Genomic DNA, 25499 nt, shown 5'->3' with positions numbered 1-25499 from the left:
GCATCCTTACTTAACAGGAATGAACTGTTTCAGGTCCCATATTCCGAGATGAAAATGGTTATCCGTAACGTTGATATCCTCGATAGCGCGCGAGGTCTCTGGCATCAGGTAGAAGTTTTTGCTACACGGCGTGCCGGGGGATTCCGGATTCGGCTTCAGGCAGGTCCCGGTCGCATTGACGCGAAACGAGGTGTTCCCTTTATTGGTTATTTTTCCCGCCACATAGACGAAATCAATCTTCTTATCCCGGGGCTGAACCACCAGAATGGTGCTCACCACCGCACGCGTCATCCCGGTGCCGTTTTTTGGCGAACCGCTGTCCACCTCTTCGCTTACCCCTTCATCCGTGAAGGTAATGCGGTAGTAACGCTCTTTGTTATCGGCGTTCCCGTGATAGTAAAATTTGACGATATTGCTGGTACCGGCGGGCATTACCATGCGCGTGGGTGTCAGCAACAGTTCGTCCACTTTCTCCGGATTAATGACGATCCCTTCATCCATTGGGCTGCTGATCCGCTGTGCGCGAACAGAAACAATACGCACGCTGTTTGCTTCGTTTTTTATTTCCTTGGCGGTGGAGTCAGCATCCGCAGAAATAATGGTGGTGACTTTTCCCACATTAATGGCCAGCGCGGAGGAAGAGATAAATAATAAAAATAAGAAGGCGGATTTGAGGTTAAACATGCTATTTCCCTAAACAGGGGCTTGCGCCCCTGGATCGATCAGGCCTTAGCCCCAGGTTGCGCGGAACGCAACAGACACGGTCCCTTCCCACAGGCTGTTGGTCAGGTCTTTGAACTCTTTCGCCGTACCGGCGTTGTCCTGAGCGGAGTCAACGTAGAAGACGAATTTGTCCTGGCCGGTAATTTCGGTATCTGCCGCCGCGCCTGCGCTGGTGGTCAGGTTCCACAGGCCAGAAGAGACGCCGGTGTTAGAAGAAGAATCAACCAGCGTTGTCCATGCAGTCGATTTCGCCCCCACGGTGCCACCGATAGAGCCCAGGTCGTTACCGCCCCAACGCGCACCCACTTTCAGCTTGGTCGCTTCACCACCCACGCTGAACAGCGTGTTGTTTGAATCGTCGAGGATAGCTTCGAGTTTGAAGCTGGTCGCCGTAGAGTGATCGCCACGGATAGCCACATCAAACAGACCGGTATCGGTGTTGAAAGATTTGGTATTGGCGCTGTAAACGAAGTTCAAAGCACGCGTTGGCGTAACAACCAGATCGGATTCGCTGTCTTTGGTCGCGGTTGCCTGCCAGGTGGCAGAAGCCGTCGTTTCAGCTGCATTAACTGCGCTCAGGGCAGAAACAGACAGCAGGGAGCCCAGAACGATAGCGTTCAGTTTGTTCATTTATTTAGTCCTTCAAAAAAGAATCCACGTGTATAAAAAGGGGAGCCCCTTTTTCGAGGCGGAGTATAGACAGCCGCAAAATAACGAGGCAATACAGAAAAATTCACTCGACGGAGAGCAACAATAAAAATATAAATAAATTTCTCGTATCTTATTGTTACGTATTGAGTAAATTACTCAATTTCCCGAGTAATAGATAAATATCGATTTTTCAATAAAGAGAAATATCAGGACGTCGGGACAGCCACACACATCATTACAGGCAACACCAGCCCCTTAATTAACCACGCATGTTTTTTTACGCTGGTAATATAGAAGAAGTTGATATTATCAAGTAACATTTCGTTTACAACGCCATCCGGCGCCGCATCATCTTCAGATTTATTCAGCTTTTTATCCTTAATATAAAAGATATTGCTGCCGTCGACTTTTTCCACGCTGAGCGTGTAATTTCTGTCAATCAGGTAGCTTTTGCCCTCTTTCTTGAGTACGCCTTTATGAATAACCGTCACAACATCTTTGTTGTTAAACAGGAAAAGCGTGGTTAGCGACATATCGGTTGACTCACCCGTGGAATAGGTTTTCCAGGAAATGGTATCTGACTGGCAGCCAAACCCCTCATCCTGCGTTCTGGTAAAATAGACCCATAACAACGCGATGACAGACAGCGCCAGTACGATACTGAACAGTACACTCATTTTAGTCCGTGACATATTTTAACTCCCGGTCAGGCTTCTGTAAGAAATGCAGTTCTTATAATCGTCGATACTGTCCTGCTGATAACAGATGGCCAGGAAATAATTTTCTATCTGCGACTTTTTAAACCTGGAATAGTAAGCATCTGCAACCTGATGTTGACAGTCGATATGTTGACTGGCGATGACCTCTTTTACGTGATTAAAGTAGTGCTGTCGCGGCTGATACATATTCTTATCGATCAGGTATATCGTACACCTGTCCACTTTACCGAGCAGATGCATATCAGAATCTTTCAGGCTCTCGGCATAGGAATCCCGCTGGTGCAATAGTAAAACAGCGGTGCCGGTAACAATAATTAGTAATAACGTGCAGAGAGAAATAAAGAGTCTGTGCAGCGATATTATTTGTTTAGGCGGATCGGCATCTTTCTTATGCGCTAGCGTATCGAATGCTTCAGAGGCAGATTCTTCGCTAAGCGTTGAAATAACCGGCGGCCTGACCGTGTGGTGTTCAATATGCGCGGCAAGGCTAAATCCCTTGCCACGTATCGTTTTTATCAGTAAAGGGTCGCATCCTAATGTACGAAATGCTTTTCTGATTTCACTTATGGCAACATTCAGACTCACCGAAGAACCAGAGAAACCATGATCCTCCCAGACCTTCTTTATCAGGTCGTCTCTGTCGAGTGTTTTACCATTATTGATGATAAGTTCATAAAGCAGACGACCCGCCTGGTTAGATAACTTAATGGATGACTCTTCCTCTCCATTAATCATGATCATACCGGTGTCGACTTCATAAAGCATTGTAAGATCAATGAGATACTTCATATTATTATTACGCCATTGTTAAATTTTTGTGCATTTGCCAGGCAATAATAAGTCTAAAGTTTGTGTGGTCAAGTCGCGTGATATTAATTGAGAGATGAATTCATAAAGCTTCATTAATTAACGATTATTAAAGCATTAATAAAAATCTTCGAACTAACGCATTTAGGTTAAAACATTAAAAAAAACATACTGACAAGATTATAATCTTAAACTTTAGAAGTTGTTGGAATAATGTTTTGTTATGTACTTTTTTAGTGCAACATAATATCGTCAAAGCATTCTCCCGAGTCGCCATGCGTCTAGCCGGTACATCAGGGACATGTGTAGCCGATTAACATTCATTTTAAATAACACAAATCTTCATGGAGTTTATCATGTTCAAATCGATCATGACCGTATCACTGCTGGCCGCCGCTATTGCCTCTACCAGCGCAGTGGCCGCAGACAATTCGGCGGGTGGTATCATTAACTTTACCGGCGCTATTACCGATACAACCTGTACCATTAACGGCGGTAAAAGCGCGGACTTTACCGTTGCGCTTTCCCCTATTTCGGTAAAAGATGCGGGCACCACGGTTGGCCTGATCACCCGAAATAAAAAATCTATTGCGCTGACATTCTCTGGTTGCTCACCAGCAGCCGGAACGACCGGTACCCCGCTGAAAGTGTATTTCTCCAGCGCGGATAATATTTCCACTGACGGTAAATACCTGCTGAATAACAGCGTGAACGAAAGCGATGCCAGCGTGGCACGTAATGTCGGCTTTGCGTTAGTGGAGCCAGGTTCGTCTACGCCTATTACCCTGAACCAGCCTTACACGACAAATATTATGGGTACAGCGACCGCGCCAGATTCCGAAACGCTGACGCTGGACGTTTATTACTATAAAACAAACGCCGCTGCCGCCACCGTGGGCGAGTTAAGCTCCAACGTAACGTATACCATTTCCTACCTGTAATAGTGATTATTCAGGCTCTGTTTTCGCAGAGCCTGTATTTAAGGTTGCAATCATGCGCAAGGCAATTTTGCTGGCAGGCTTACTGCTAAGCACGGGTCACTCATGGGCCAATATTGTCATTAATGGCACCCGTGTCCTTTATCCTGAAAATAACAAAGAGGTGATCGTCCAGTTAATGAATACGGGCGATGCGCCGGCTCTGGTACAATCCTGGATAGATGACGGTGATATTAATTCCACGCCGGAAACAGCCAATGTGCCGTTTCTGTTGTCGCCGCCGGTGATAAAGGTTAACGAACATAATGGTCAACAGCTTCGTATTAAAAAGCTGCCGTCCAGCTTGCCTGCGGATCGCGAATCCGTCTTTTTCCTGAATGTCCTCGACATTCCGCCCAGACCTGAAAATCTGCAAAACCAGAATACCGTTCAGCTGGCGATTAAATCCCGTATCAAACTTTTTTATCGGCCCGCTGCGCTGAAAGGCACGCTGGATGACGCGGTGGCGAAACTGACGCTCGCCGCCGACGGCGATCGCTTTCGCATTACAAATAACAGTCCGTTCCATATTACGGTCGCCAATATTTCGCTGGGTAAAACGAAATTGCTCCAGGAGTCCCCGATGGTTTCCCCGTTTGGGCAGCTGACGGTCGCCGCCAAAAATACGGTTAAGCGCGGACAGACCTTCCAGCTGATGTATGTGGACGATCTTGGCGCGTATAAAACCCGCACTTTCACCAGTCAGTGATCGGAAAGACTCACCATGAAAATGAAACAAAACAGACTCTGTCTGCTGGCAGTCTGCACGCTTCTGCTTTCGCATAAATCAGGGGCCGTCTCGTTTGATCCCTCCCTGCTTGCTGGCGCATCCGGTGAGTCCGATCTGTCTCGCTTTTCCGAAAACAACGCCATGCCTGCCGGCAGTCAGGAGATGGATATCTACGTAAACGGCAGCTGGAAGGGACGTTATACCGTCATCTACGGCGAGCAGCGTGACGACATCCGCCTTGCCTGGAAAGATGCCCGGTCGCTGGGCATCAACACCACGTCCGTGCCTGCGCCCGCCATTGCGCACGGGCAGGTCCAGCTGCGCGATCTGATTCAGGGCGGTGAAGTCAAAACCGATACCAGCACCCTGAGTCTGGCGCTTACCGTTCCGCAGGCGGCCGTGCAGCGTACTGAAGAAGGTTACATTGCCCCCCAGTTCTGGGACGAGGGGATCCCGGCGCTGATGCTCTCGTGGAACACGACCTGGTACAACACCCGCGCGAAAGGCACTGCGAAAGACACAAATGATGATTTTTATGCCGGGCTGGATTCCGGCGCCAACCTGTTCGGCTGGCAGTTTCGCGACAGCAGCGCCTGGCGGAAAACCGCCAGCGGAGAGAGTAGCTGGCAGAATAATACCCGCTACCTGCGCCGTCCCCTGGCCTCGCTGAAATCCAACCTGACGCTGGGTGACTTTTATATTCCTGGCGATCTGTTTGATTCCCTGCGCGTGCGCGGCGTGTCGCTGGCGTCGGATATGAAGATGCGCCCAAATTCACAGCAGGGTTTTTCACCGGTGGTTCACGGCGTGGCAAGGACGAACGCCCTGGTGAAAGTTATCCAGAATGGCAACGTGATCTATCAGGAGAACGTGCCGCCGGGCCAGTTTACCCTCGACAGCATTCAGCCTACCGGGTCCGCGGGCGATTTGCTGGTGGTGGTGCGTGAAGCGGACGGTTCACAGCAGTCCTTCACGGTGCCGTTTTCCGCCGTGCCCGGGATGCTAAAAGAAGGGGTGAGCCAGTACAGCGTAGTGGCGGGTAAAGTGCATCAGAACACGCTCGATGCCGAACCCGCATTCATGCAGGCCACGCTGCGCTACGGGTTTAATAACCTCATCACCGGGTATACCGGGACGATTATTAGCGATAACTACCAGGCCGGGCTTGTCGGTACCGGGTGGAACCTTCCGTTTGGCGCGGTTTCGTTTGATGTCACCCACGCCAAAACCACCCTACAGGATCGCACCAGCAGCGGTCAGAGTTATCGCGTGTCGTACAGCAAATTTATCGATACCACCGCCACCAACTTCACCCTGGCGGCCTATCGCTATTCCACTAAAGGCTATTACAGCTTCAGCGACGCGCTCTATTCGCGCGAAGGGTATCAGCGCCTGAGAGCGCAGTACGACGACTATGAAGATCGGTTTGGCGTTGCGCCCGACATGTCGCTAAGCACCTGGGACGCCCTGCGCGCGGCGCAGCCCAGGAATACCTTTACGCTTAACCTTAATCAGCGCCTGCTCAATAACTGGGGCACGGTGTTTGTCTCCGGCACACAGCGCGATTACTGGAACTCACAGCAAACCACGCGCGAATATCAGATGGGCTATTCCAACGCCATCGGCCGCGCCAGCTATACCCTGTCGGCCAGCCGGGTACGGAACAGGGACAGTGAAGAAGAGACGCGCCTTTACCTCTCCCTCAGCCTGCCGTTCTCGCTGTTTGATAATAATGCGTGGATCACCTCCAGCCTGACGGCCAGCGATTCGCATTACGAACAGAGCAATATCAGCATGAGCGGGAACGCGCTGGCGTCGAACCGCCTGAGCTATACCCTCTCCGGCAGTAATGCGCGTGGGGGTAAAAATGCGGCAAGCGTTAACGCCGCGTACCGTTCGAACTTCGCGACACTCGGTGGCTCTTACAGCGAATCCTCCGACTACCGCCAGACCGGGCTCAGCGGGCGCGGAAGCCTGGTGGCCTACCCGTGGCACGTTCTCGCCTCAAACGAAACCGGCACAACCATGACTATCGTCGATGCGCCAAAGGCGGAGGGACTGATGGTGAACGGCGATGAAAGCATTATGACGAACCGCGATGGCGTGGCGCTGGTCCCTTACGCCACCCCGTATCGCAAAAACGCCATTACGTTAACCGAAACGGAAAACAGCGCTGGCGCGGAGGTGATCGGCAATATGGCTAACGTGGCTCCTTACGACGGGGCGGTGAGTTATATCCGCTTCGACACCGATAAGCGCCAGTCATGGGTACTTCATGCGACGCGCACCGACGGCAAACCGCTGCCCTTTGGCACTGAAGTGCTGGATGAACACGGTGGATCTGTCGGGTATGTCGGCCAGGCCAGCGTACTGTATATCCGTGCTGAACAGCCGCCACGCGCGCTCAACGTGCATCTCCGCAGCGGAAAGTGCGAAATCTCCTCCCCGGCCTGGGGGCTGAACAGCCCCTCATCGGTTTGCCATTAATTACGGATTATCAAAATGTTACGATCATTCATGTTCCTGCTCCTCACCAGCATTAGCGGAATGAGCTATGCCACCTGCTCCGGCAGCAGCATCGTTTATGGCACACCGATTACCATTGATTTATCGGATAAGCTGAGCCCGGCCACGCCCACATGGACCGGTAGCTTCAGCACCCAGTACAGCGGCTCGTTCAACTGTACGACGGGTAACAGTGAATTTTCTTACACGCCGATCCTCTCGACCGACAGCAAATACGCGACCATCCTCGGGTTCAGCAATAACAAGTATATGGTGCGGGCGGAGATCACCAATCCCCCGGCCAATAAAACCCTGTCTGCCAGCGGTAGCCATACGGCGTCTGAGCTGAACACACCGTTTACGGTTCGCTTCACCCTCGTTAACCAGAGCGGTACCACCCTGACGGGGGATACGGCGAACATGAGCGACGTTCTGTTCGTCAGCGACATGAGCGGGTTATCCATCTGGGAAATCATCACCTGGCCAATCAATCAGGTCATCAAGATAGCGCAGTGGTTATTCAGCGGGTTCAAGTGGCCTTACGACAACCGAGATATGTTTGGTCAACCGATGATCATCAAATACGCGCCGAAACTGACTACCTGTTCCTTTGATAATGCGGGGCTGACCGTGGCGCTGCCGACGCTCGGCATTCCCCAGCTCAGTGCATCCTCACAGCCGGGGCTGACGCCTTTTTCACTGAACATGAACTGTCAGAACGTCGGGGTTAATGGCAATTCCGATCGGGCAATTGAGATGTTTCTGTCCAGCACGCAGCTGCTCTCAACCGACAGCTCGGTGCTGATCGACAGCAGCAGTAGCGCGGCGCAGGGCGTGGGGCTCCGCCTGATAAAACGTGACGCCCCGCAAACGCCGGTGACCTTCTCTACCTCAACCACCAGCCGTGGCAACGCCACGATGATTTTCAGCGTGGCGGCTGGCGCGGCGCTGGACGAACATTTCACCCTTCCGATGGCGGCGTACTATTACGTGTGGGCGCCCGCCCAGGTGAGCCAGGGTAAGATCAATACATCGGCTACGCTGAATATTATCTATCCCTGATGTGAACTATTCCTCCATCTTTCCAACCGCTTGCACATACTTAATCAGTTCGCTGTGGTTGGAAAGATTCAGCTTTTTCATTGCATTGTGTTTCTGTGTCGCAATGGTACTGACCGAACGGTTTCGATGACGGGCAATCTCCGTCGTTGAAAATCCTTCCACGATAAGATGAAGCACCTCCCACTCTCTGGCCGAGAGGATGGAACGCGCCCGGGAGCCGGACCGCATTACCCGCCTGAGCCACGAAGAGATCGACGGTTTTTGCCCGTCCGCCATGAGCAACGCGGGTAATTCCTTTTTCAGTTCAGTCAATTCATCCTGCTGACTGATGGTTAATTCAAATTTCATCTCCAGAACTTTTTTTAACAGCCCGTAAGGCAGCTCGGGCACCAACAGAACACGCCTGACGTGATGGGTTTTACATAAAGATGTAAAACGGCTGCTGACCTCCGCACTCCACTCTTTATGATTAAGCAGATAATTAAATTCAGTGAAAAAAACATCCACGTTATTATCCGCCACCGCCGCCAGCGCCTGTTCTGTGGAATCGACCTGAGTAATGTTCAGTACGTAATCGGGTAAAAGATCCTGGAGCGCCCGGAATATTATCTCTTTAAATATATTTATTTTGTAAAACACCATTACCCTTACGATACGTTCAGTATTATTCATGTCTTTTCTAAATTCTCGTGTTCGGAGGAAAATGATAATAGTTTATGTACTCACCACTCACAACCTCTTCGCGCCAGGATTTTATCCTTCTCAGGCTTAAAAATCTGAACAAGGACATTAAATTCATAGAAAAAATTCTATTTTATTCTGCGCGCCGTTTCCCCTCGCAGATAAAGCCCTGTCGATAACCCTGCCACGATCACAATTTTTCTTACAGAAACAGCAGTAAATCACTGAAAAGGCGGTGGATTAACCCCATTAATCAACCTTCTGATGCTTATTATCCGCTCATTTACAGAATAAAAATCTGGCATGAATATTATTAGAAGATTAAAACAATTGCATATACCATTAAAACCATTTTTCAATTTTATCTTCCGCTAATAATTGGCTTCAGCTTTACTCGACGGTTTGTATTGGCTTACATTGATGCCATCGCATCGCGTTATTTAAAAAAGTGCTCGCTATTCTTTTAATAAGAGAGTGCGAACCGCCATTTTCTCTTATATGGACTGTTTACTCAGCGAAAGGAGAATGCCAATGCAAAATAAAAAAACAATTCACGTTGCCGTTGTTGACAGCTGCGAATTCACGATGATTGGCCTGCAATCGCTTGGAAAGCGTGAGCCTGATGAAAAACACGACGTTATTTTCCATGGATTTACCCATATCGAAGAACTTGCTATGAGTGAACAACTCTTTGATATCATCATTTATGATCCGTTGAATACGCGTCATTTCCGGGTGACGACGAATGACGACATTCTCTGTATTAAACAGAAACAAGTGACGGCGAAGATCTATATCTATTCGTTATCCGCCGGCTATTTGAAATTCAAACATGTTGATGGAGTCATCAGCAAAAGAGTCTCCCTGGGGGATATCAAAGCGCTGTGGCAAATACTGATGAGCCAGACGCCGCAAGAGTCTGGCCGTTACAACGTAGGCATGACGACCCGCTTACGCACCCCGGCGAGGTTGTCCAGCGAGGAGGCCAGCGTATTGCGCGGCTATTCCTGTAATCTCAAAACCAAGCAAATCGCCCGTCAGCTGGGGTGTAACGTCAGGCTGGTTTACTTTTATAAGAACAACGCCATGAACAAGCTTAAGGCCGTGCGTGGCCCCTCGTTTTACCAGAGCATTCGCTGGATCCTGAATTAAGAATTTGACCGTGTGTCGTTTGCCTTTTGTTCCCGTGTCCGCGGGAACCTTTTTTCATTTCCTGAAGGCTGTTCCATGTATACCGTTCTTCCCTCTCCCCTGTTGCAACGTATCTCAGGGCTGCGATTCCAGCCTCTTGTCGATCTTCATTCGGGCCAGGTGTTCGCGCATGAAGTTCTCGTGGAGATCCATAACGTCAATCTTGAGGTGCTGTTTGCCTCGCTGCCCTCGCGCAGCGCGCTGCAAATCTTCTTCTGGCAGGCCAACACCCTGTTACAGATACTCGCCCGGGACGCTTACTGGCTAAACCTTCCGGCAGAACACCTTCTCAACGAACGCGCTATCCGGTTGTTGCTGGCGTTACGCCATCAGCAGCGGTTAACGATTGAAATTCAGGATCCCCTCACCATCACACGGCTGAGCGAGGATGAGCAACGTCGCCTTCATGCCACGCTTGTTCGGTTAAAAGAGGCGGGATGGCAAATCTGGCTGGACGATTTAACCCGGGAGTTGGCGGAGGCGTTCGCGCGACTTGCGCTGCCGCTGGATGGGGTGAAAATTGACCGCTCAGCGCTGCGCGAGCGCGCGCCGCTTGCCCCGTTTGTACAGGAGGTCAGGGCAGGTATCGCGCAATCAATTCTTATAGAAGGCATCGAAAACTCGCAGGATCTGGCGCGCGCCCGCGCGTCCGGCGCACAGTCTGGTCAGGGTTTTCTGTGGCCCGAAAGCCGAACCGATGCCCGCGTAACGCTTTGACGGCCAGCGGAGCGCTGGCCTTTTTACCGGGGCTTACCAGCCCGGCACCGCGCCACCGTTAAAAATGGTCTCCGCCGCTTTCGCCACTTCCGGCGACTGATAGGACTGGATAAATTCCTTCACGTTTTCGGCGTCTTTGTTCTCTTCACGCGTGACCACAATATTCACGTAGGGTGAGTTTTTGTCTTCGATAAAGACGCTGTCGTGTACCGGAGAAAGCCCCGTTTGCTGGAGATAGGTGGTACTGATGATGGCCACATCCACTTTCGGATCGTCCAGCACGCGCGGCAGCTGCGCCCCTTCCAGCTCCATAATCTGTAAGTTTTTCGGGTTCGCGGTAATATCCAGCGCCGTTGGCAGCAGGCCAACATCCGGTTTAAGGGTAATCAGCTTCTCTTTTTGCAGCAGCAACAGCGCGCGGCCAAGGTTGGTGGGATCGTTTGGAATCGCAATGGTTGCGCCGTCCTTCAGCTCAGAGACCGATTTAATCTTTCGGGAGTAACCCGCCATCGGGAAGACGAAGGTATTGGCCACGGCGACCAGCTTGTAATTGTGCGCCTTGTTATCTTCTGCGAGGAACGGGCGATGCTGGAAGACGTTGGCGTCCAGTTCGCCCTGGTTGGTGGCATCGTTGGGTAGCAGCGAGCCGCTAAAGCCCACCAGCTCAACATCCAGACCGTATTTCTCCTTTGCCACCTTTTTGGCGACTTCCGCCACGTCCTGCTCAGCGCCATTGATCACGCCGACTTTAATGTGTCTGGCATCATTGCCGCCCTGATCACAGCCCGCGAGCAGCAGGCCAGTCAGGAGAAGCGCACCCAATCGAAGTTTCACGAGACAGTTCCTTTTGATAGACGTTTTGAAGACTATATCGACAACGAGACGGCAGGCTAAAAAACGAAAAGGAATCAGTAAGACGGTTAAGTTATATGCGGCCTGTTGCCGGGTGGCGCTGCGCTTACCCGGCCTACGTGACGGGGGAAGTGTAGGCCCGGTAAGCATAGCGCCACCGGGCGATGGGCATCAGGTGACGGTAGTCCAGGCGCAAGCAGAACCGCTTCCCTCACGCCTGCCGACGCAGCGGCGCTTCGCGCAAAAACCACGACAGCACAAACGCCAGCACCATAATCCCCGCCGCCAGCATGAATACCGCATGGATCGCCGAGCCGAACGCATCCAGATAGTCCAGACGCAGGGCATCAGGCAGATGGTGTATGGCAACGGGATTAAGTTCGCGCGGAAGTTCCGCCCCTTCCGGCAGCCTGTCGATCAGGCCTGATTGCAGAATATGGGTGAACACCGCGCCAAACAGCGCAACGCCAATCGCCCCACCGATGGAACGGAACAGCGTCACCCCAGACGTCGCGACGCCGTATTGATCGGCTGACACGCTGTTTTGCACCGCCAGCACCAGCACCTGCATCACCAGTCCCAGCCCCATGCCCAGCACGCCGGTAAACAGGTACAGCTGCCAGGTTGGGGAGGTGATTGAAATGCACGTCAGTAATACCATCCCCACCACGCCGAGCAGCGTGCCGAGGATCGGGAACAGACGATATTTCCCGGTACGGCTGATGATGCGCCCGCTGATAATGGAGGTGAGCAACAGCCCCCCCATCAGGGGGATCAGCTGCAAACCGGCCTGCGTCGGCGTGGCGTCTTTTACCACCTGTAAATAGAGCGGCAGGAAAGTGACGGAGCCAAACAGCGACATGCCGATAATAAAACCGATCAGGCTACAGAGCAGGAAGCTGCGGTCGCGGAAGAGCGACAGCGGGATAATCGGCTCCCACGCCAGCCGCTCTTCGTAGATAAACCCGGCGATCCCCGTCAGGCCGAAGGCCAGAATACACCACAGCTGCGGGTCGCTCCATTGGCGGATCGTCCCGCCCTCGGTGGTAAACAGAATGATGCACAGCAACGCCATGCTGAGGTAAATCGCCCCCAGGTAGTCAATCTCATGCTTGCTGCGCCGCGCGCTGCCGTGGAAAACCGCGCCAATCACCAGCAGGGCAAACAGCCCCAGCGGCAGGTTGATGTAGAAAATCCAGCGCCAGGATGCGTGCTGAACGATAAACCCGCCGATCAGCGGCCCTATCACCGTCGCCAGGCCAAACACGCCGCCAAACAACCCCTGATAGCGACCCCGATCGGCAGGCGGGATCACGTCCGCCACGGCAGCCATGCTGATCACCATCAGACCGCCGCCCCCCAGCCCTTGCAGGGCGCGCATCAGCACCAGCTGGGTCATGTTCTGCGCCAGACCGCACAGCGCGGACCCTACAAGAAACAGCACAATCGCGATTTGCAGAACGATTTTTCGGCCAAACAGATCGCCGAATTTGCCGTACAGCGGCACCACGATGGTCGAACTGAGGATATAGGCCGTTACCACCCACGAGAGCTTATCCAGCCCGCCCAGCTCACCGACGATGGTCGGCAGCGCGGTGGAGACAATGGTCTGATCCAGCGCCGAGAGCAGCATCACCAGCAGGAGTGCGCTGAACAGCAGCTTAATCGACGGCGCCTTTTTCGCAGGTTGAGTCATTACGTCGGACTCCATAAGACATCACTTGAAATTAATTAATCGTATAATTAATATTTGTGGAAGTGATGAATAAGATCAAGAGATACGGTGACCATGCCAGCACAAAAGGACAATTCTGAACCCCGCCGCCCCGGTCGGCCACGCGGCGGCAAGCGCGTTACCGCCAGCCGTGAACAGCTGCTGGACATCGCCCTGAACCTCTTTTCCCGCCAGGGGATCGCCAATACGTCGTTGAACGCCATCGCCCGCGAAGCAGGCGTGACGCCCGCCATGCTGCACTACTACTTCAACTCCAGAGAACAGTTACTGGATGCGATGATTGAGGAGCGCTTCCTGCCGTTACGCGAGCGGATCGGGGCGATTTTCGCCGACAACCGGGATTCGCCGGTGGATGCCCTGACGGAAATGGTCAGGGTGCTGGCCGAACTGGCGGAAAAGTATCGCTGGTTTGCCCCGCTGTGGATGCAGGAGGTGATTGGCGAGATGCCGGTACTGCGCACCCATTTGCAGGCACGCTTTGGCGATGAGAAATATCACACCACGCTGGCAACCATCAAAGGCTGGCAGCAGGAAGGAAAGCTGAATCCGGCGCTGGCCCCCGAACTGCTGTTCACTACGCTGCTGAGCCTGGTGCTGGTGCCGTTCTCCCGCATGCGCAATGACGAGAGGCTTAGCGCCCTCTCGCCGGAGATCGTGGTGCGCCACGTGTTAGCCGTGATAGGCACCGGGATAGGCGGTTAAAGATTTTTGGACAGATAATGTCTCTGCATTCCCTGATAAGGGTAATCCTGCAAGGACATCTGCACCTGATAACCCTGCTTTTCATAGAACGGGCGCGCCTGGAAGCTGACCGTATCCACCAGCGCGTGACGACAGCCTTTGCGACGGGCCTCCTCTTCAGCCGTTTTGATAAGCTGGCTTCCCACGCCCGTTCCCCGCACGCTGTCGCTGACCCACAGATAGTCGATGTTCAGCCAGTCGCCTTTCCGTACGCCGATTAACCCGCCCAGCATGACGCCATTGTCGTCTCGCATATATACGCCAATATCGCCGCCAAATGTCGACAGATCTAAAAACTGCGCGTTATAGGCTCTTAGCCCCGTTAATAATTCTTCTTTTTCTTCGGCTGTGACATTATCTGTAATGCTCAGATGCATAATTCTCTCCTTATTTTCAGCGCAATCTGAATATCTCACAGCTTAACCTTCATAAAAACTCCTTATTTTCTCCATTGTTTATACCTGGAAATATTCATTCAATATGTAAATAAAAAAAGCCTTTCCAATAGTCTCCGAAAACGTATAATGAGAACGATCATTCTCACTTTTTACGGTAGCCGACAATGAGTACAAAGCTGGAAGAACGACAAAAACTGCGGCAGGACGAAATCATTACCGCCGCGCGCCGCTGCTTTCGCGCCAGTGGATTTCACGCTGCCAGCATGTCGCAGATCGCCAGCGAAGCCAGGCTCAGCGTCGGACAAATCTATCGCTATTTCAGTAACAAAGACGCGATTATTGAAGAGATGATCCGGCGCATTATCGACTCACGTATTGAAGAGATGCAGGGCAAAACCCTGGTTGAAGGGATGCCGCAGGCGCTTGCCTGGCGCCAGACGCTTAACGAAGACGATGACGCGCTGATGCTCGAAATGTCCGCAGAGGCCACGCGCAATCCGCTGGTGGCAAACATGCTGATCGAAGCCGAAGCTCGCATGTTCGCCAACGCCTGTGAGCACCTGAAAAAGCAGTTCCCTCACCTGAGCGATGAGCATATTCGCTGCTGCGTGGAGATTACCGCCGTGATGATCGAAGGCACGATTTACCGTCGACTCACGCCTTTAAAAGTACCATCAGAACAATTAGAGCCTATATACCAGAATATTTTAAATATGATTTTCTCTGCGAAGTAATCGCATGTGAATAATTAGCGGAAATAAGTAATTTCCCTTTTTTCATTTCTGGCTCAGCCAGAGATGCGGGATCGCTGTGCTTTTAATTAGCCCTTCTCCCTGTTAAGCGATTAACAGGGCAGGCTTCGTTCACCCTGGAAAAAGATTATGAAAACCATAACAACCTCCATCGCGGCATTACTCCTCCTGACAGGGTGCGATAATGCGCAAACATCTGCTCCTCAACGTCCTCTTCCGGAAGTGGGGATTGTCACACTCATGAGCCAGCCGGTGTCCGTCGTCAGCGAGCTGACCGGCCGCACCGCCGCCGCAATGAGCGCCGAAGTGCGCCCCCAGGTAGGTGGCATTATCCAGAAGCGCCTGTTCACCGAAGGCGATACGGTCAAGGCCGGGCAGGCGCTGTATCAGATCGATCCTTCCAGCTACCGCGCCGCGTATGATGAAGCCGCCGCCGCACTGAAACAGGCGCAGGCGCTGGTGCAGGCCGACTGCCAGAAAGCCCGGCGTTATGCGCAGCTGGTGAAGGACGACGGCGTATCACGTCAGGATGCGGAAGACGCGAAGTCCACCTGCGCGCAGGACAAGGCCAGCGTCGAGTCAAAGAAAGCCGCGCTGGAAAGCGCCCGCATTAACCTCAACTGGACCACCGTCACCGCGCCGATTGCCGGACGTATCGGCATCTCCTCTGTGACCCCCGGCGCGCTGGTGACCGCCCAGCAGGATACCGCGCTGGCCACCATTCGCGGGCTGGACAGTATGTACGTCGATTTAACCCGTTCCAGCGCCGATCTGCTGCGTTTACGCAAGCAAACCCTCGCCAGCAATAGCGATACGCTGAACGTGTCGTTGATTCTCGAAGACGGCAGCAGCTACAGCGAAAAAGGCCGCCTGGCGCTGACCGAAGTGGCGGTGGATGAGTCTACCGGCTCAGTCACCCTGCGCGCCGTCTTCCCGAACCCGCAGCATCAGCTTCTGCCGGGCATGTTCGTCCGCGCCAGAGTGGATGAAGGCATCATGAATGACGCGATCCTCGCCCCGCAGCAGGGCATCACTCGCGACGCCAAAGGCACCGCCACCGCGCTGGTGGTGAACGCCAGCAACAAGGTCGAACAGCGTCAGCTGGAGACGGGTGACACCTACGGCGACAAATGGCTGGTGCTGAGCGGTTTGAAGGCGGGCGATAAGCTGATTGTGGAAGGCACCGATAAAGTCACCGCCGGGCAGGAAGTGAAAGCTGAAGAGATGAAAACCAACGGAGGAAACGCCTGATGTTTTCCCGTTTCTTCGTGCGTCGCCCGGTCTTTGCCTGGGTTATCGCCATTCTCATCATGCTCGCCGGAATGCTGGCGATCCGCACGCTGCCCGTTGCGCAGTACCCGGACGTGGCTCCGCCGTCGATCAAAATCTCCGCCACCTATACCGGTGCCTCCGCACAGACGCTGGAAAACAGCGTGACGCAGGTGATCGAGCAGCAGCTCACCGGGCTGGATAACCTGCTCTACTTCACCTCCACCAGCAGCTCGGACGGGTCGGTGAGTATTAACGTCACGTTTGAACAGGGAACCGATCCGGACACCGCTCAGGTACAGGTGCAGAACAAAGTCCAGCAGGCGGAATCGCGCCTGCCGACCGAGGTGCAGCAGTCCGGGATCACCGTCGAAAAATCCCAGAGCAACTTCCTGCTGATCATGGGCGTATATGACAAAACCGACACCGCCAGCAGCTCGGATATCGCCGACTGGCTGGTGAGTAATATGCAGGATCCGCTGGCGCGCGTGGATGGCGTCGGTAGCCTACAGGTGTTCGGTGCAGAATACGCGATGCGCATCTGGCTCGACCCGGCGAAGCTGGCGTCGTACTCGCTGATGCCCTCCGACGTGCAGAGCGCGATTGAAGCGCAGAACGTGCAGGTCTCCGCCGGTAAAATCGGCGCACTGCCCTCGTCGAACGCCCAACAGCTGACCGCCACCGTCCGCGCTCAGTCGCGTCTGCAAACGGTCGATGAGTTCAAAAAGATCATCGTCAAGAGCCAGTCCAACGGTGCGGTGGTGCGCATCAGCGACGTCGCGCGCGTGGAGATGGGCAGCGAAGATTACACCGCCACCGCGAAGCTGAACGGCCACCCGGCGGCGGGTATGGCGGTGATGCTCTCACCGGGCGCCAACGCGCTTAACACCGCCACGGCGGTAAAAGATAAGATCGCCGAGTTCAAAAAGTCGATGCCGGAAGGCTACGATGTGGCCTACCCGAAAGACAGCACCGAGTTCATCAAGATCTCCGTTGAGGACGTGATTCAGACGCTGTTCGAAGCCATTATCCTCGTGGTGGTGGTGATGTACCTGTTCCTGCAAAACATCCGCGCGACGCTGATCCCGGCGCTGGCGGTGCCGGTGGTGCTGCTGGGCACCTTCGGCGTGCTGGCGCTGTTCGGTTACTCCATCAACACCCTGACGCTGTTTGCGATGGTGCTGGCGATAGGGCTTCTGGTGGATGACGCCATCGTGGTGGTGGAAAACGTCGAGCGTATTATGCGCGACGAAGGGCTGCCCGCCCGGGAAGCGACCGAAAAATCGATGGGCGAAATTTCCGGCGCGCTGATCGCCATTGCGCTGGTGCTCTCTGCGGTATTCCTGCCGATGGCCTTTTTCGGCGGCTCCACCGGGGTGATTTACCGTCAGTTCTCGGTCACCATTATTTCGGCGATGTTCCTCTCCGTGGTGGTGGCGCTGACCCTGACGCCCGCGCTGTGCGGCTCGATCCTGAATCACACCGCTCCGCACAAAAAAGGTTTCTTCGGCGCGTTTAACCGCTTCTACAGTAAGACCGAGCACGGCTATCAGAACAAGGTGCTGCGCGCCCTGCGCCGTTCCGGTGGCATGCTGGTGATCTACGCCCTGCTCTGCGGCGCGATGGGGTTCGCCATGCTAAAACTGCCGGGCAGCTTCCTGCCAACCGAAGACCAGGGTGAAATCATGGTGCAGTACACCCTGCCTGCCGGCGCAACCGCGGTGCGTACCGCCGAGGTAAGCCGCCAGGTACGCGAGTGGTTCCTCACCAAAGAGAAAGCCAATACCGACGTCATCTTCACCATTGAAGGCTTCAGCTTCAGCGGCAGCGGCCAGAACGCCGGGATGGCGTTCGTCTCCCTGAAAAACTGGTCAGAGCGCAAAGGCGATGAGAATACCGCTCAGGCCATTGCCCTGCGCGCCACGCAGGAGCTGAGCACCATTCGGGATGCCACAATTTTCGCCATGACGCCCCCGGCGGTGGATGGTTTAGGCCAGAGCAACGGCTTTACCTTTGAGCTGATGGCCAGCGGCGGCACCGACCGCGACGCGCTGCTGAAACTGCGTAACCAGCTGATTGGCGAAGCCAACCAGGACAACTCGCTGCACGCCGTGCGCGCCAACGATCTGCCGCAGATGCCGCAGCTTCAGGTGGATATCGATAACAACAAAGCCGTGTCGCTGGGGCTCTCCCTGAGCGATGTTACCGACACCCTCTCCAGCGCCTGGGGCGGCACCTACGTGAACGACTTCATTGACCGTGGCCGTGTGAAAAAGGTCTACATCCAGGGCGACAGTGACTATCGCGCGGTGCCGTCGGATCTTAACAAATGGTATGTGCGCGGCAGCGACAGCACCATGACCCCGTTCTCCGCCTTCGCCACCACCCGCTGGGAGTATGGCCCGGAAAGCCTGGTGCGCTACAACGGCTCGGCGGCGTATGAGATTCAGGGCGAAAACGCCAGCGGCGCCAGCTCCGGTACGGCGATGAGCAAAATGGAGCAGCTGGCGAATAACCTGCCGTCCGGCAGCACCTGGGCATGGAGCGGTTTGTCGTTGCAGGAAAAACTGGCGAGCGGTCAGGCAATGAGCCTCTATGCCCTCTCGATCCTGGTGGTGTTCCTGTGCCTGGCGGCGCTGTATGAGAGCTGGTCGGTGCCCATTTCGGTGATCCTCGTGATCCCGCTTGGGGTGCTTGGCGCAGCGGTTGCCGCCTCCCTGCGCGGCCTGAACAACGACGTCTATTTCCAGGTGGCGCTGCTGACCACCATCGGTCTGTCGTCGAAGAACGCCATTCTGATTGTCGAGTTTGCCGAAGCCAAAGTGGCCGAAGGCTACTCCCTGACGCGCGCCGCCCTGCGGGCCGCCCAGACGCGTCTGCGTCCGATCATCATGACCTCGCTGGCGTTTATCGCAGGCGTGACGCCGCTGGCGATTGCCACCGGCGCCGGGGCCAACAGCCGCGTGGCGATCGGTACCGGTATTATCGGCGGGACGCTGGCCGCGACGCTGCTGGCCATCTTCTTTGTTCCTTTATTCTTTGTACTGGTGAAACGTCTGTTCTCCGGTAAGCACGCAAACCGGAGGTCATAATGTTTCGTGTAACCGTATTAACGTTAGCGCTGCTGAGCGCGGGCTGTGTGTCATTAGATCCCACGTATCAGCGCCCGGACGCCCCCGTCCCGGCGACGTTGCCGGGCGCCCATGGCGAAGCCAACGCCGTGGTGAGCCAGTGGCAGCAGGTGATGAATGATGCGCGGTTGAAAAGCGTGGTGACGATGGCGCTCAACAGCAACCGCGACGTGCAAAAAGCGATTGCGGATATCGACGCCGCCCGTGCCCAGTATGGCGAAACGCGCTCGTCCCTGTTCCCGACGGTGGACGCGGAACTGAGCCACACCCGCAGCCGCACGCTGGCGAGCGGCGTCGCGACAAGTGACGAAGCCAACGGCGCGGTCTCCAGCTTCGAACTGGATCTGTTTGGCCGCAACCAGAGCCTGTCGCGTGCCGCGCGTGAAACCTGGCTTGCCAGCGAATTCACCGCGCAGAACACGCGCCTGACGATGGTCAGCGAGCTGACCACGGCCTGGGTGACGCTGGCGGCGGATAACAGCAATCTGGCGCTGGCGAAGTCCACCCTGGAGAGCGCCGCAAACTCACTCAAGATTGTGAAGCGCCAGCAGGAAGTGGGTGTGGCAGCGGCAACGGACGTCAGTGAAGCGATGGCGGTTTACCAGCAGGCGCGCGCCAGCGTGGCGAGCTACCAGACGCTGGTGATGCAGGACAAAAACGCTCTCAACCTGCTGGCGGGCGATACGGTGCCCGAGAACCTGCTGCCCGGCACGCTGGAGAGCCTGAGCGACAACGCCATCACGCTGATCCCGGCGGGCGTCAGCTCCAGCGCGCTGCTGCGTCGTCCGGACATTCAGGAGGCCGAGCATAACCTGCTGAGCGCCAACGCCAACATCGGCGCGGCGCGCGCCAACTTCTTCCCGACCATCTCGCTCACCGCCAGCGCGGGCGTCGGCAGCGATTCGCTGTCGTCCCTGTTCAGCCACGGGATGAAGGTCTGGTCGTTTGCACCTTCCATCACCCTGCCGCTGTTCAGCGGCGGCAACAATATGGCGCAGCTGCGCTATGCGGAAGCCGAGAAAAAAGGGTTAATTGCGACCTATGAGAAAACCATCCAGAGCGCGTTCAAGGACGTGGCCGACGCGCTGGCCCGGCGCGAAACGTTGAGTGAACAGCTTGATGCCCAGCGTGAATACGTGGCGGCGGAGCAAAAAACGCTGGATGTGGCGACGCGCAGTTACAAGGCTGGCGCGGGCGATTATCTGACGGTGCTCACCGCGCAGCGGTCGCTGTGGTCGGCGCAGGAATCACTGATTGCCTTGCAGCAAACCGACCTGGAAAACCGCATCACGCTGTGGCAGTCGCTGGGCGGCGGGATTCAGTAACATCACTGCCGGGCGGCGCAACGTTGCCCGGCCATCAGAGTAAATACCTATGGCAAAACTCTCTTTTTCTTTCGCGGCCATCCTTGGCCTGCTGACGGCTATCGGGCCGCTGTGTTCCGATTTTTATCTTCCGGCGCTGCCGGAGATCGCCACCCAGCTCAACACCTCCACAACGCTGACGCAGCTTTCTCTTACCTCGGCGCTGATTGGCCTGGGGCTGGGACAACTTTTTTTCGGCCCGCTAAGCGATCGCATCGGACGTAAAACGCCGCTGCTGTTCTCACTTTTGCTGTTTGTACTGGCTTCAGTGCTTTGTGCCAGCACGCAGAATATTTACGCCCTGATCGGCTGGCGATTTGTGCAGGGCGTTGCCGGGGCGGGCGGCTCCGTACTTGCCCGCTCCATCGCCCGTGATAACTATAATGGCACGATGCTAACGCAGTTTTTTGCCCTACTGATGACGGTCAACGGCATCGCGCCCGTGGTGTCCCCGGTACTCGGTGGCTATATCGCGTCGCATTTCGACTGGCGGATGCTGTTCTGGGTAATGGCAGGGGCGGGTCTGGCGCTGCTGATCGCCAGCCAGCTTTTTATCCGCGAGTCCCTCACAGAGAAACAGGGCGGGGGATCGCTGACGCAAACCGCCAGGACGGTACTTAAAAATCGTCGCTTTATGCGCTACTGCCTGATCCAGGCCTTCATGCTGGCGGGGCTGTTCGCCTATATCGGGGCATCCTCCTTTGTGATGCAAAACGAGTATGGCCTGAGCGCCATGCAGTTCAGCCTGCTGTTCGGTGTAAACGGTATCGGCCTGATCGTCTCAGCGCTGATTTTCTCCCGTCTGGCACGCCGACACCCGGCGGAAGGGTTAATGCAAATAGGTCTGGTGTTGGCCGTAACCTGCGCGGGGCTGACGTTGCTCTTTGCGTGGATGCAGCTTTCCGTTCCGGCACTGATTGCACTCTTTTTCACCGTCGCATTTAACAGCGGGATCAGCACCATTGCGGGTTCAGAAGCGATGAGCGCAGTCGACGCGAAGGAGTCCGGCACAGCGTCAGCCATTCTTGGCATGCTGATGTTTTTATTCGGTGGGATCGCAGCGCCTCTTGCCGGTATCGGCGGAGAAACGATGCTGAAAATGAGTCTCGCGGTGTTAGTAAGCTATGGCATTGCACTGGCGATCGGATCTCGCACGCAGAATGCGTAAATTCATACTTTTGGCTTGAATCGCGTTGATGAATGTAACGATATATTTCAGGGGAAGCATGTGACTTTCAAAGGAGGTTTCGATGAAATCTGCACACCTGGTTTGCCTGCTCGTTTGCCTGATTTTCGCTGCGTTTGTTCACGCGCAGGAGAAGAGCGCTCCGGAGAAAGAGGCCCAGATAAAACAGCAGGTCCTGAAAGATGTGAAGAAAACCTGTACCCCGCAGAAAAAGCAGAGCGATAAGGCCTGGCAGGCGATGATTTTGTCGTCTGAGGCCAATCAGCTGCTGATCAAAAACGCCATCACCGCCGTGAAGCGTGACAACCTGGACGCCTACTGGGATGCAGTAAGTCAGGTGGATTGTATGGAAGATTACTGAGGGTTGAGCGCCGGGTGGCGCTGCGCTTACCCGGCCTACATCACACGTTTAACGCTTCCGCACATCCGGAATAATCAAATCACCGCGCAGAACGTAGGACCCGAGCATCTGCGTTTTCTCTGTCAGCCAGCTCACGATGCGCGCCGCCATGGCGTCCATGGAATACTCAATGGCCGGGATCACCGGAATACCCGGCAGATGCAGCGAACCGCCGAGGCTGAAAACCATGATGTCTTCCGGTACCGATTTATTAAACGCCTGTAACTGCGGGATCACCCGCTGGGCTTCCTGCTCATCCGCCACCAGCAGCGCGTTGAAGTTCAATGTGGACGCGTTGTTGAGTAATTCCTGAAGCGCAACGGACGATGAAGTCGCGTCCATAAACACGAGGTTGCGATTAAAGGGCAGGAAGTTTTTCTCCAGCGCGTGTTTGTAGCCCAGCAGCACCTGATCGGCAAAACCGCTGCCGTGCGGGTGGATCAGCGCTATCTGGCGACGCCCCTGGCTGGTGAGATAGTTACAGGCCGTTTCAGCCGCGAACGCGTGATCGAACTGAATGCTGTTGGCGTTATCGGCTTCCATACAGTCGACCAGAATCACGTTGTCCATGTCCACGTCCAGCGGGAAACGCGCGCCAATCACCAGAATGTCATCACATAAGCCGCAGGAGAGTTCTTCAAGGGCGTTCATCACTTCTGTTTTTGTGTGTGCGAAACGCAGCAGCAGATGTTTTTGATGCTGGCTGAGGTGTTTTTCCAGCGCGTACAGGTAACCGGTGGTCTGGTTAATGTTTTCCTGCGCGCAAATCACCCCAATGCAGCCCGTCGACTGGCTGAGCAGCGACTGGGCGATCACGTTGGGACGATAGTTCAGCTCATCCACCGCTTTCAGAACAGCCTGGCGGCTGGCTTCTTTAACGCCACGCGACCCGCTCAACACCCGTGATACCGTGGCTTTGGACACCCCGGCCAGACGCGATACATCGTTGATTGTAGACATCTCTCTCCCCTGTCAGACGCAACTGGCGTCTGTAATTTCCATCACCGCTACGGCTCACATTATAGCCAGAACGGAGTATATCCGTTTCCGTTTTCCATGGAAACCGATTTTCCGTTTCCACTCAATTTGATGCCAAAACAGCCAAATTATGTGACCCACATCCGGTTAATTAGCCTCATAAGTATTGGATCTTGATGGTTATCACACTTCTGTCTTTTATAAATGGAAACCGGTTTCCGTATCATGTCCAATCATCCTCGCAATAACTTTTTACATTTTGAGGATGGTTGTCGATGTTCAAGATTATGCTGTGCTGCTCTGCCGGGATGTCCACCAGCCTGCTGGTCAGCAAAATGATCGATGTTGCAAAAGAACGGGGCTTGCCCGTGAAGATAGATGCGTATGGCGTATCCGAATTTGATACGCAGTTTCCGTACTATCAGGTGGTGCTTCTCAGACCGCAAGTGAAATACATGTTAAAGACGCTCTCAGACAAGGCAGCGACGCAAGGCATTCCGGTGCAGCCCATCGACATGATGGATTACGGCATGCAGCGTGGCGATAAAGTACTGGACTATGCTCTGTCGCTCATCGAAGCGGCACACTAAAAGGTGTTCACATGAGTTCGTTATATCAATCCATGGTCGCGGTGATTGAGCAGTCAATTACGCCGCTGGCCGCGAAGCTCGGTCAGCAAAAGTATGTGATTGCCATCCGCGACGGCTTTACCGCTGCGCTGCCGTTTATGATCATCGGCTCGTTTATGCTGGTGTTTATCTTCCCGCCGTTTTCGGCGGATACCACCAACAGCTTCGCCCGCGGCTGGCTGGATTTCTCCGAGACCTACCGCGAACAGCTGATGCTGCCGTTTAACCTCAGCATGGGCGTGATGACCTTCTTCATCTCGGTGGGGATTGGGGCGAGCCTGGGGCGTCAGTTTAACCTCGATCCGGTGATGTCCGGCCTGCTGGCCTTTATGGCCTTCCTGCTGGTCGCCGCGCCCTATGCCGATGGCAAAATTTCGACCCAGTATCTCTCCGGTCAGGGGATCTTCACTGCGCTTATCACCGCGATCTACTCCACTCGCGTCTATGCGTGGCTGAAACAGAACAACGTCACCATCCGCCTGCCGAAGGAAGTGCCGACCGGCGTGGCGCGTTCGTTTGAGATCCTGATCCCGGTGATGGTGGTGATCGGAACGCTGCACCCGCTGAACCTGTTCATTGAAGCGCAGACCGGGATGATCATCCCGCAGGCGATTATGCACCTGCTGGAGCCGCTGGTGTCGGCGTCTGACTCGCTGCCCGCCATTCTGCTCTCCGTGCTGCTGTGCCAGATCTTCTGGTTCGCTGGTATCCACGGGTCGCTGATTGTCACCGGCATCATGAACCCGTTCTGGATGGCGAACCTCTCTGCAAACCAGGCGGCGCTGGCGGCGGGCGCGGCGCTGCCGCACGTTTATCTGCAAGGTTTCTGGGATCACTACCTGCTGATTGGCGGAGTAGGCTCCACCCTGCCGCTGGCGTTCCTGCTGCTGCGTAGCCGCGTTACCCACCTGCGCACCATCGGCAAAATGGGCGTGGTGCCAAGCTTCTTTAACATCAACGAACCGATTTTGTTCGGCGCACCGATCATCATGAACCCGATGCTGTTTATCCCGTTCGTGTTTGTTCCGCTGGTCAACGCCTGCCTGGCGTACGGCGCAACCAAACTCGGCTGGCTGGCTCAGGTGGTTTCGTTAACCCCGTGGACCACCCCCGCGCCGATTGGCGCCTCGTGGGCGGCGAACTGGGCGCTGAGCCCGGTGGTGATGTGCCTGGTCTGCATGGTGATGTCCGCCCTGATGTACCTGCCGTTCCTGCGCGCCTATGAGCGTACGCTCATCAAAAATGAAGAGCAGAAAGCCCAGGCAACCGTCGGCACCGCTGAAACAGTCAGTAATTAAGTC

Annotated in this window: 24 protein-coding genes; 15 read left to right on the top strand and 9 right to left on the bottom strand. The window is 54.8% G+C overall.

The window, feature by feature from the left end:
• Positions 1-6 precede the first annotated feature (6 nt).
• From ACQG0T_RS00375 to ACQG0T_RS00360, 4 genes are all read right to left on the bottom strand, one after another.
• Positions 7-684, bottom strand: coding sequence for a pilus assembly protein (locus ACQG0T_RS00375; RefSeq protein WP_045910976.1), 678 nt, complete (start codon positions 682-684; stop codon positions 7-9).
• Between the two features lie 45 nt (positions 685-729).
• Entirely contained in the window at positions 730-1353 is a 624-nt protein-coding gene (locus tag ACQG0T_RS00370; protein ID WP_003860995.1) for a common pilus major fimbrillin subunit EcpA, read from the bottom strand.
• Between the two features lie 227 nt (positions 1354-1580).
• Positions 1581-2051 (bottom strand): hypothetical protein, encoded by a 471-nt coding sequence (locus tag ACQG0T_RS00365; protein WP_017383656.1) that lies wholly within the window; start codon positions 2049-2051, stop codon positions 1581-1583.
• Positions 2052-2069: 18 nt separating this feature from the next.
• Positions 2070-2882 (bottom strand): winged helix-turn-helix domain-containing protein, encoded by an 813-nt coding sequence (locus ACQG0T_RS00360; protein WP_015570087.1) that lies wholly within the window; start codon positions 2880-2882, stop codon positions 2070-2072.
• A 374-nt stretch (positions 2883-3256) separates the two neighbouring features.
• On the opposite strand from ACQG0T_RS00360, the gene ACQG0T_RS00355 reads away from it, so the two are divergent.
• From ACQG0T_RS00355 to ACQG0T_RS00340, 4 genes are read left to right on the top strand one after another with little or no spacing between them, the layout of a single operon-like run.
• Positions 3257-3841, top strand: a complete 585-nt coding sequence (locus tag ACQG0T_RS00355; RefSeq protein ID WP_017383657.1) for a fimbrial protein — start codon at positions 3257-3259, stop codon at positions 3839-3841.
• A 52-nt stretch (positions 3842-3893) separates the two neighbouring features.
• On the top strand, positions 3894-4586 hold the full coding sequence (locus tag ACQG0T_RS00350; protein WP_015570089.1) for a fimbrial biogenesis chaperone: 693 nt from the start codon (positions 3894-3896) through the stop codon (positions 4584-4586).
• A 15-nt stretch (positions 4587-4601) separates the two neighbouring features.
• Positions 4602-7094 carry a fimbria/pilus outer membrane usher protein gene (locus tag ACQG0T_RS00345; protein WP_271040502.1) on the top strand — a complete coding sequence of 831 codons (2493 nt, stop codon included), beginning with the start codon at positions 4602-4604 and terminating at the stop codon, positions 7092-7094.
• A gap of 15 nt (positions 7095-7109) precedes the next feature.
• Positions 7110-8174, top strand: coding sequence for a fimbrial protein (locus tag ACQG0T_RS00340; RefSeq protein ID WP_252051661.1), 1065 nt, complete (start codon positions 7110-7112; stop codon positions 8172-8174).
• Positions 8175-8180: 6 nt separating this feature from the next.
• On the opposite strand, the gene ACQG0T_RS00335 is transcribed toward ACQG0T_RS00340, so the two are convergent.
• Positions 8181-8816 carry a LuxR C-terminal-related transcriptional regulator gene (locus ACQG0T_RS00335; RefSeq protein ID WP_015570092.1) on the bottom strand — a complete coding sequence of 212 codons (636 nt, stop codon included), beginning with the start codon at positions 8814-8816 and terminating at the stop codon, positions 8181-8183.
• A gap of 570 nt (positions 8817-9386) precedes the next feature.
• On the opposite strand from ACQG0T_RS00335, the gene ACQG0T_RS00330 reads away from it, so the two are divergent.
• Positions 9387-10007 carry a LuxR C-terminal-related transcriptional regulator gene (locus tag ACQG0T_RS00330; RefSeq protein WP_015570093.1) on the top strand — a complete coding sequence of 207 codons (621 nt, stop codon included), beginning with the start codon at positions 9387-9389 and terminating at the stop codon, positions 10005-10007.
• A 75-nt stretch (positions 10008-10082) separates the two neighbouring features.
• Positions 10083-10763 (top strand): EAL domain-containing protein, encoded by a 681-nt coding sequence (locus ACQG0T_RS00325; RefSeq protein WP_214604812.1) that lies wholly within the window; start codon positions 10083-10085, stop codon positions 10761-10763.
• 33 nt (positions 10764-10796) lie between these two features.
• On the opposite strand, the gene nlpA is transcribed toward ACQG0T_RS00325, so the two are convergent.
• On the bottom strand, positions 10797-11597 hold the full coding sequence (gene nlpA, locus ACQG0T_RS00320) for a lipoprotein NlpA (RefSeq protein WP_020480549.1): 801 nt from the start codon (positions 11595-11597) through the stop codon (positions 10797-10799).
• 229 nt (positions 11598-11826) lie between these two features.
• On the bottom strand, positions 11827-13326 hold the full coding sequence (locus ACQG0T_RS00315) for an MDR family MFS transporter (protein ID WP_416347457.1): 1500 nt from the start codon (positions 13324-13326) through the stop codon (positions 11827-11829).
• Between the two features lie 78 nt (positions 13327-13404).
• Here ACQG0T_RS00315 and ACQG0T_RS00310 point away from each other — a divergent pair, with 78 nt between their 5' ends.
• Positions 13405-14052 carry a TetR/AcrR family transcriptional regulator gene (locus ACQG0T_RS00310; RefSeq protein WP_017383663.1) on the top strand — a complete coding sequence of 216 codons (648 nt, stop codon included), beginning with the start codon at positions 13405-13407 and terminating at the stop codon, positions 14050-14052.
• Here ACQG0T_RS00310 and ACQG0T_RS00305 read toward each other — a convergent pair.
• Complete coding sequence (locus tag ACQG0T_RS00305) at positions 14049-14468, bottom strand: GNAT family N-acetyltransferase (protein ID WP_017383664.1); 420 nt, start codon at positions 14466-14468, stop codon at positions 14049-14051. The two genes, ACQG0T_RS00310 and ACQG0T_RS00305, sit on opposite strands and share 4 nt — an antisense overlap.
• A 185-nt stretch (positions 14469-14653) precedes the next feature.
• Between ACQG0T_RS00305 and ACQG0T_RS00300 the strand changes: the two genes are divergently transcribed.
• The 6 genes from ACQG0T_RS00300 to ACQG0T_RS00275 all read left to right on the top strand — a co-directional run bounded on the left by ACQG0T_RS00300 (position 14654) and on the right by ACQG0T_RS00275 (position 22552).
• Entirely contained in the window at positions 14654-15223 is a 570-nt protein-coding gene (locus ACQG0T_RS00300) for a TetR/AcrR family transcriptional regulator (protein WP_000104919.1), read from the top strand.
• 147 nt (positions 15224-15370) lie between these two features.
• Positions 15371-16492, top strand: a complete 1122-nt coding sequence (locus ACQG0T_RS00295) for an efflux RND transporter periplasmic adaptor subunit (protein ID WP_017383665.1) — start codon at positions 15371-15373, stop codon at positions 16490-16492.
• Complete coding sequence (locus ACQG0T_RS00290; RefSeq protein ID WP_023295673.1) at positions 16492-19602, top strand: efflux RND transporter permease subunit; 3111 nt, start codon at positions 16492-16494, stop codon at positions 19600-19602. The genes ACQG0T_RS00295 and ACQG0T_RS00290 overlap by 1 nt, the downstream gene beginning before the upstream one ends.
• Entirely contained in the window at positions 19602-20966 is a 1365-nt protein-coding gene (locus tag ACQG0T_RS00285) for an efflux transporter outer membrane subunit (RefSeq protein WP_017694001.1), read from the top strand. Before ACQG0T_RS00290 ends, ACQG0T_RS00285 begins: the two co-directional genes overlap by 1 nt.
• Positions 20967-21015: 49 nt before the next feature.
• Positions 21016-22173, top strand: a complete 1158-nt coding sequence (locus ACQG0T_RS00280) for a multidrug effflux MFS transporter (protein ID WP_271040500.1) — start codon at positions 21016-21018, stop codon at positions 22171-22173.
• Between the two features lie 82 nt (positions 22174-22255).
• Positions 22256-22552 (top strand): YicS family protein, encoded by a 297-nt coding sequence (locus tag ACQG0T_RS00275; protein ID WP_003861030.1) that lies wholly within the window; start codon positions 22256-22258, stop codon positions 22550-22552.
• Positions 22553-22600: 48 nt separating this feature from the next.
• Here ACQG0T_RS00275 and ACQG0T_RS00270 read toward each other — a convergent pair whose 3' ends face one another.
• A complete protein-coding gene (locus ACQG0T_RS00270; RefSeq protein WP_003861033.1) occupies positions 22601-23551 on the bottom strand; it encodes a LacI family DNA-binding transcriptional regulator in 951 nt (316 codons plus the stop codon).
• 293 nt (positions 23552-23844) lie between these two features.
• Between ACQG0T_RS00270 and ACQG0T_RS00265 the strand changes: the two genes are divergently transcribed.
• Together ACQG0T_RS00265 and ACQG0T_RS00260 are read left to right on the top strand one after the other, a co-directional pair.
• Positions 23845-24159, top strand: a complete 315-nt coding sequence (locus ACQG0T_RS00265) for a PTS sugar transporter subunit IIB (protein ID WP_426723735.1) — start codon at positions 23845-23847, stop codon at positions 24157-24159.
• A gap of 11 nt (positions 24160-24170) precedes the next feature.
• Positions 24171-25496, top strand: coding sequence for a PTS cellobiose transporter subunit IIC (locus ACQG0T_RS00260; RefSeq protein WP_017694004.1), 1326 nt, complete (start codon positions 24171-24173; stop codon positions 25494-25496).
• Positions 25497-25499 lie beyond the last annotated feature (3 nt).

Source organism: Enterobacter cloacae complex sp. 302F9 (assembly GCF_050030335.1).
Taxonomy (GTDB): domain Bacteria; phylum Pseudomonadota; class Gammaproteobacteria; order Enterobacterales; family Enterobacteriaceae; genus Enterobacter; species Enterobacter hormaechei_C.
The sequence above is the reverse complement of the archived record's forward strand: the minus strand, read 5'-3'. Positions and strand labels throughout refer to the sequence as shown.

Coding starts and splice junctions, on each gene's coding strand:
- ACQG0T_RS00375 (WP_045910976.1), bottom strand. CDS start 684: ATGTTTAACCTCAAATCCGCCTTCTTATTTTTATTATTTATCTCTTCC.
- ACQG0T_RS00370 (WP_003860995.1), bottom strand. CDS start 1,353: ATGAACAAACTGAACGCTATCGTTCTGGGCTCCCTGCTGTCTGTTTCT.
- ACQG0T_RS00365 (WP_017383656.1), bottom strand. CDS start 2,051: ATGAGTGTACTGTTCAGTATCGTACTGGCGCTGTCTGTCATCGCGTTG.
- ACQG0T_RS00360 (WP_015570087.1), bottom strand. CDS start 2,882: ATGAAGTATCTCATTGATCTTACAATGCTTTATGAAGTCGACACCGGT.
- ACQG0T_RS00355 (WP_017383657.1), top strand. CDS start 3,257: ATGTTCAAATCGATCATGACCGTATCACTGCTGGCCGCCGCTATTGCC.
- ACQG0T_RS00350 (WP_015570089.1), top strand. CDS start 3,894: ATGCGCAAGGCAATTTTGCTGGCAGGCTTACTGCTAAGCACGGGTCAC.
- ACQG0T_RS00345 (WP_271040502.1), top strand. CDS start 4,602: ATGAAAATGAAACAAAACAGACTCTGTCTGCTGGCAGTCTGCACGCTT.
- ACQG0T_RS00340 (WP_252051661.1), top strand. CDS start 7,110: ATGTTACGATCATTCATGTTCCTGCTCCTCACCAGCATTAGCGGAATG.
- ACQG0T_RS00335 (WP_015570092.1), bottom strand. CDS start 8,816: ATGGTGTTTTACAAAATAAATATATTTAAAGAGATAATATTCCGGGCG.
- ACQG0T_RS00330 (WP_015570093.1), top strand. CDS start 9,387: ATGCAAAATAAAAAAACAATTCACGTTGCCGTTGTTGACAGCTGCGAA.
- ACQG0T_RS00325 (WP_214604812.1), top strand. CDS start 10,083: ATGTATACCGTTCTTCCCTCTCCCCTGTTGCAACGTATCTCAGGGCTG.
- ACQG0T_RS00315 (WP_416347457.1), bottom strand. CDS start 13,326: ATGGAGTCCGACGTAATGACTCAACCTGCGAAAAAGGCGCCGTCGATT.
- ACQG0T_RS00310 (WP_017383663.1), top strand. CDS start 13,405: ATGCCAGCACAAAAGGACAATTCTGAACCCCGCCGCCCCGGTCGGCCA.
- ACQG0T_RS00305 (WP_017383664.1), bottom strand. CDS start 14,468: ATGCATCTGAGCATTACAGATAATGTCACAGCCGAAGAAAAAGAAGAA.
- ACQG0T_RS00300 (WP_000104919.1), top strand. CDS start 14,654: ATGAGTACAAAGCTGGAAGAACGACAAAAACTGCGGCAGGACGAAATC.
- ACQG0T_RS00295 (WP_017383665.1), top strand. CDS start 15,371: ATGAAAACCATAACAACCTCCATCGCGGCATTACTCCTCCTGACAGGG.
- ACQG0T_RS00290 (WP_023295673.1), top strand. CDS start 16,492: ATGTTTTCCCGTTTCTTCGTGCGTCGCCCGGTCTTTGCCTGGGTTATC.
- ACQG0T_RS00285 (WP_017694001.1), top strand. CDS start 19,602: ATGTTTCGTGTAACCGTATTAACGTTAGCGCTGCTGAGCGCGGGCTGT.
- ACQG0T_RS00280 (WP_271040500.1), top strand. CDS start 21,016: ATGGCAAAACTCTCTTTTTCTTTCGCGGCCATCCTTGGCCTGCTGACG.
- ACQG0T_RS00275 (WP_003861030.1), top strand. CDS start 22,256: ATGAAATCTGCACACCTGGTTTGCCTGCTCGTTTGCCTGATTTTCGCT.
- ACQG0T_RS00270 (WP_003861033.1), bottom strand. CDS start 23,551: ATGTCTACAATCAACGATGTATCGCGTCTGGCCGGGGTGTCCAAAGCC.
- ACQG0T_RS00265 (WP_426723735.1), top strand. CDS start 23,845: ATGTTCAAGATTATGCTGTGCTGCTCTGCCGGGATGTCCACCAGCCTG.
- ACQG0T_RS00260 (WP_017694004.1), top strand. CDS start 24,171: ATGAGTTCGTTATATCAATCCATGGTCGCGGTGATTGAGCAGTCAATT.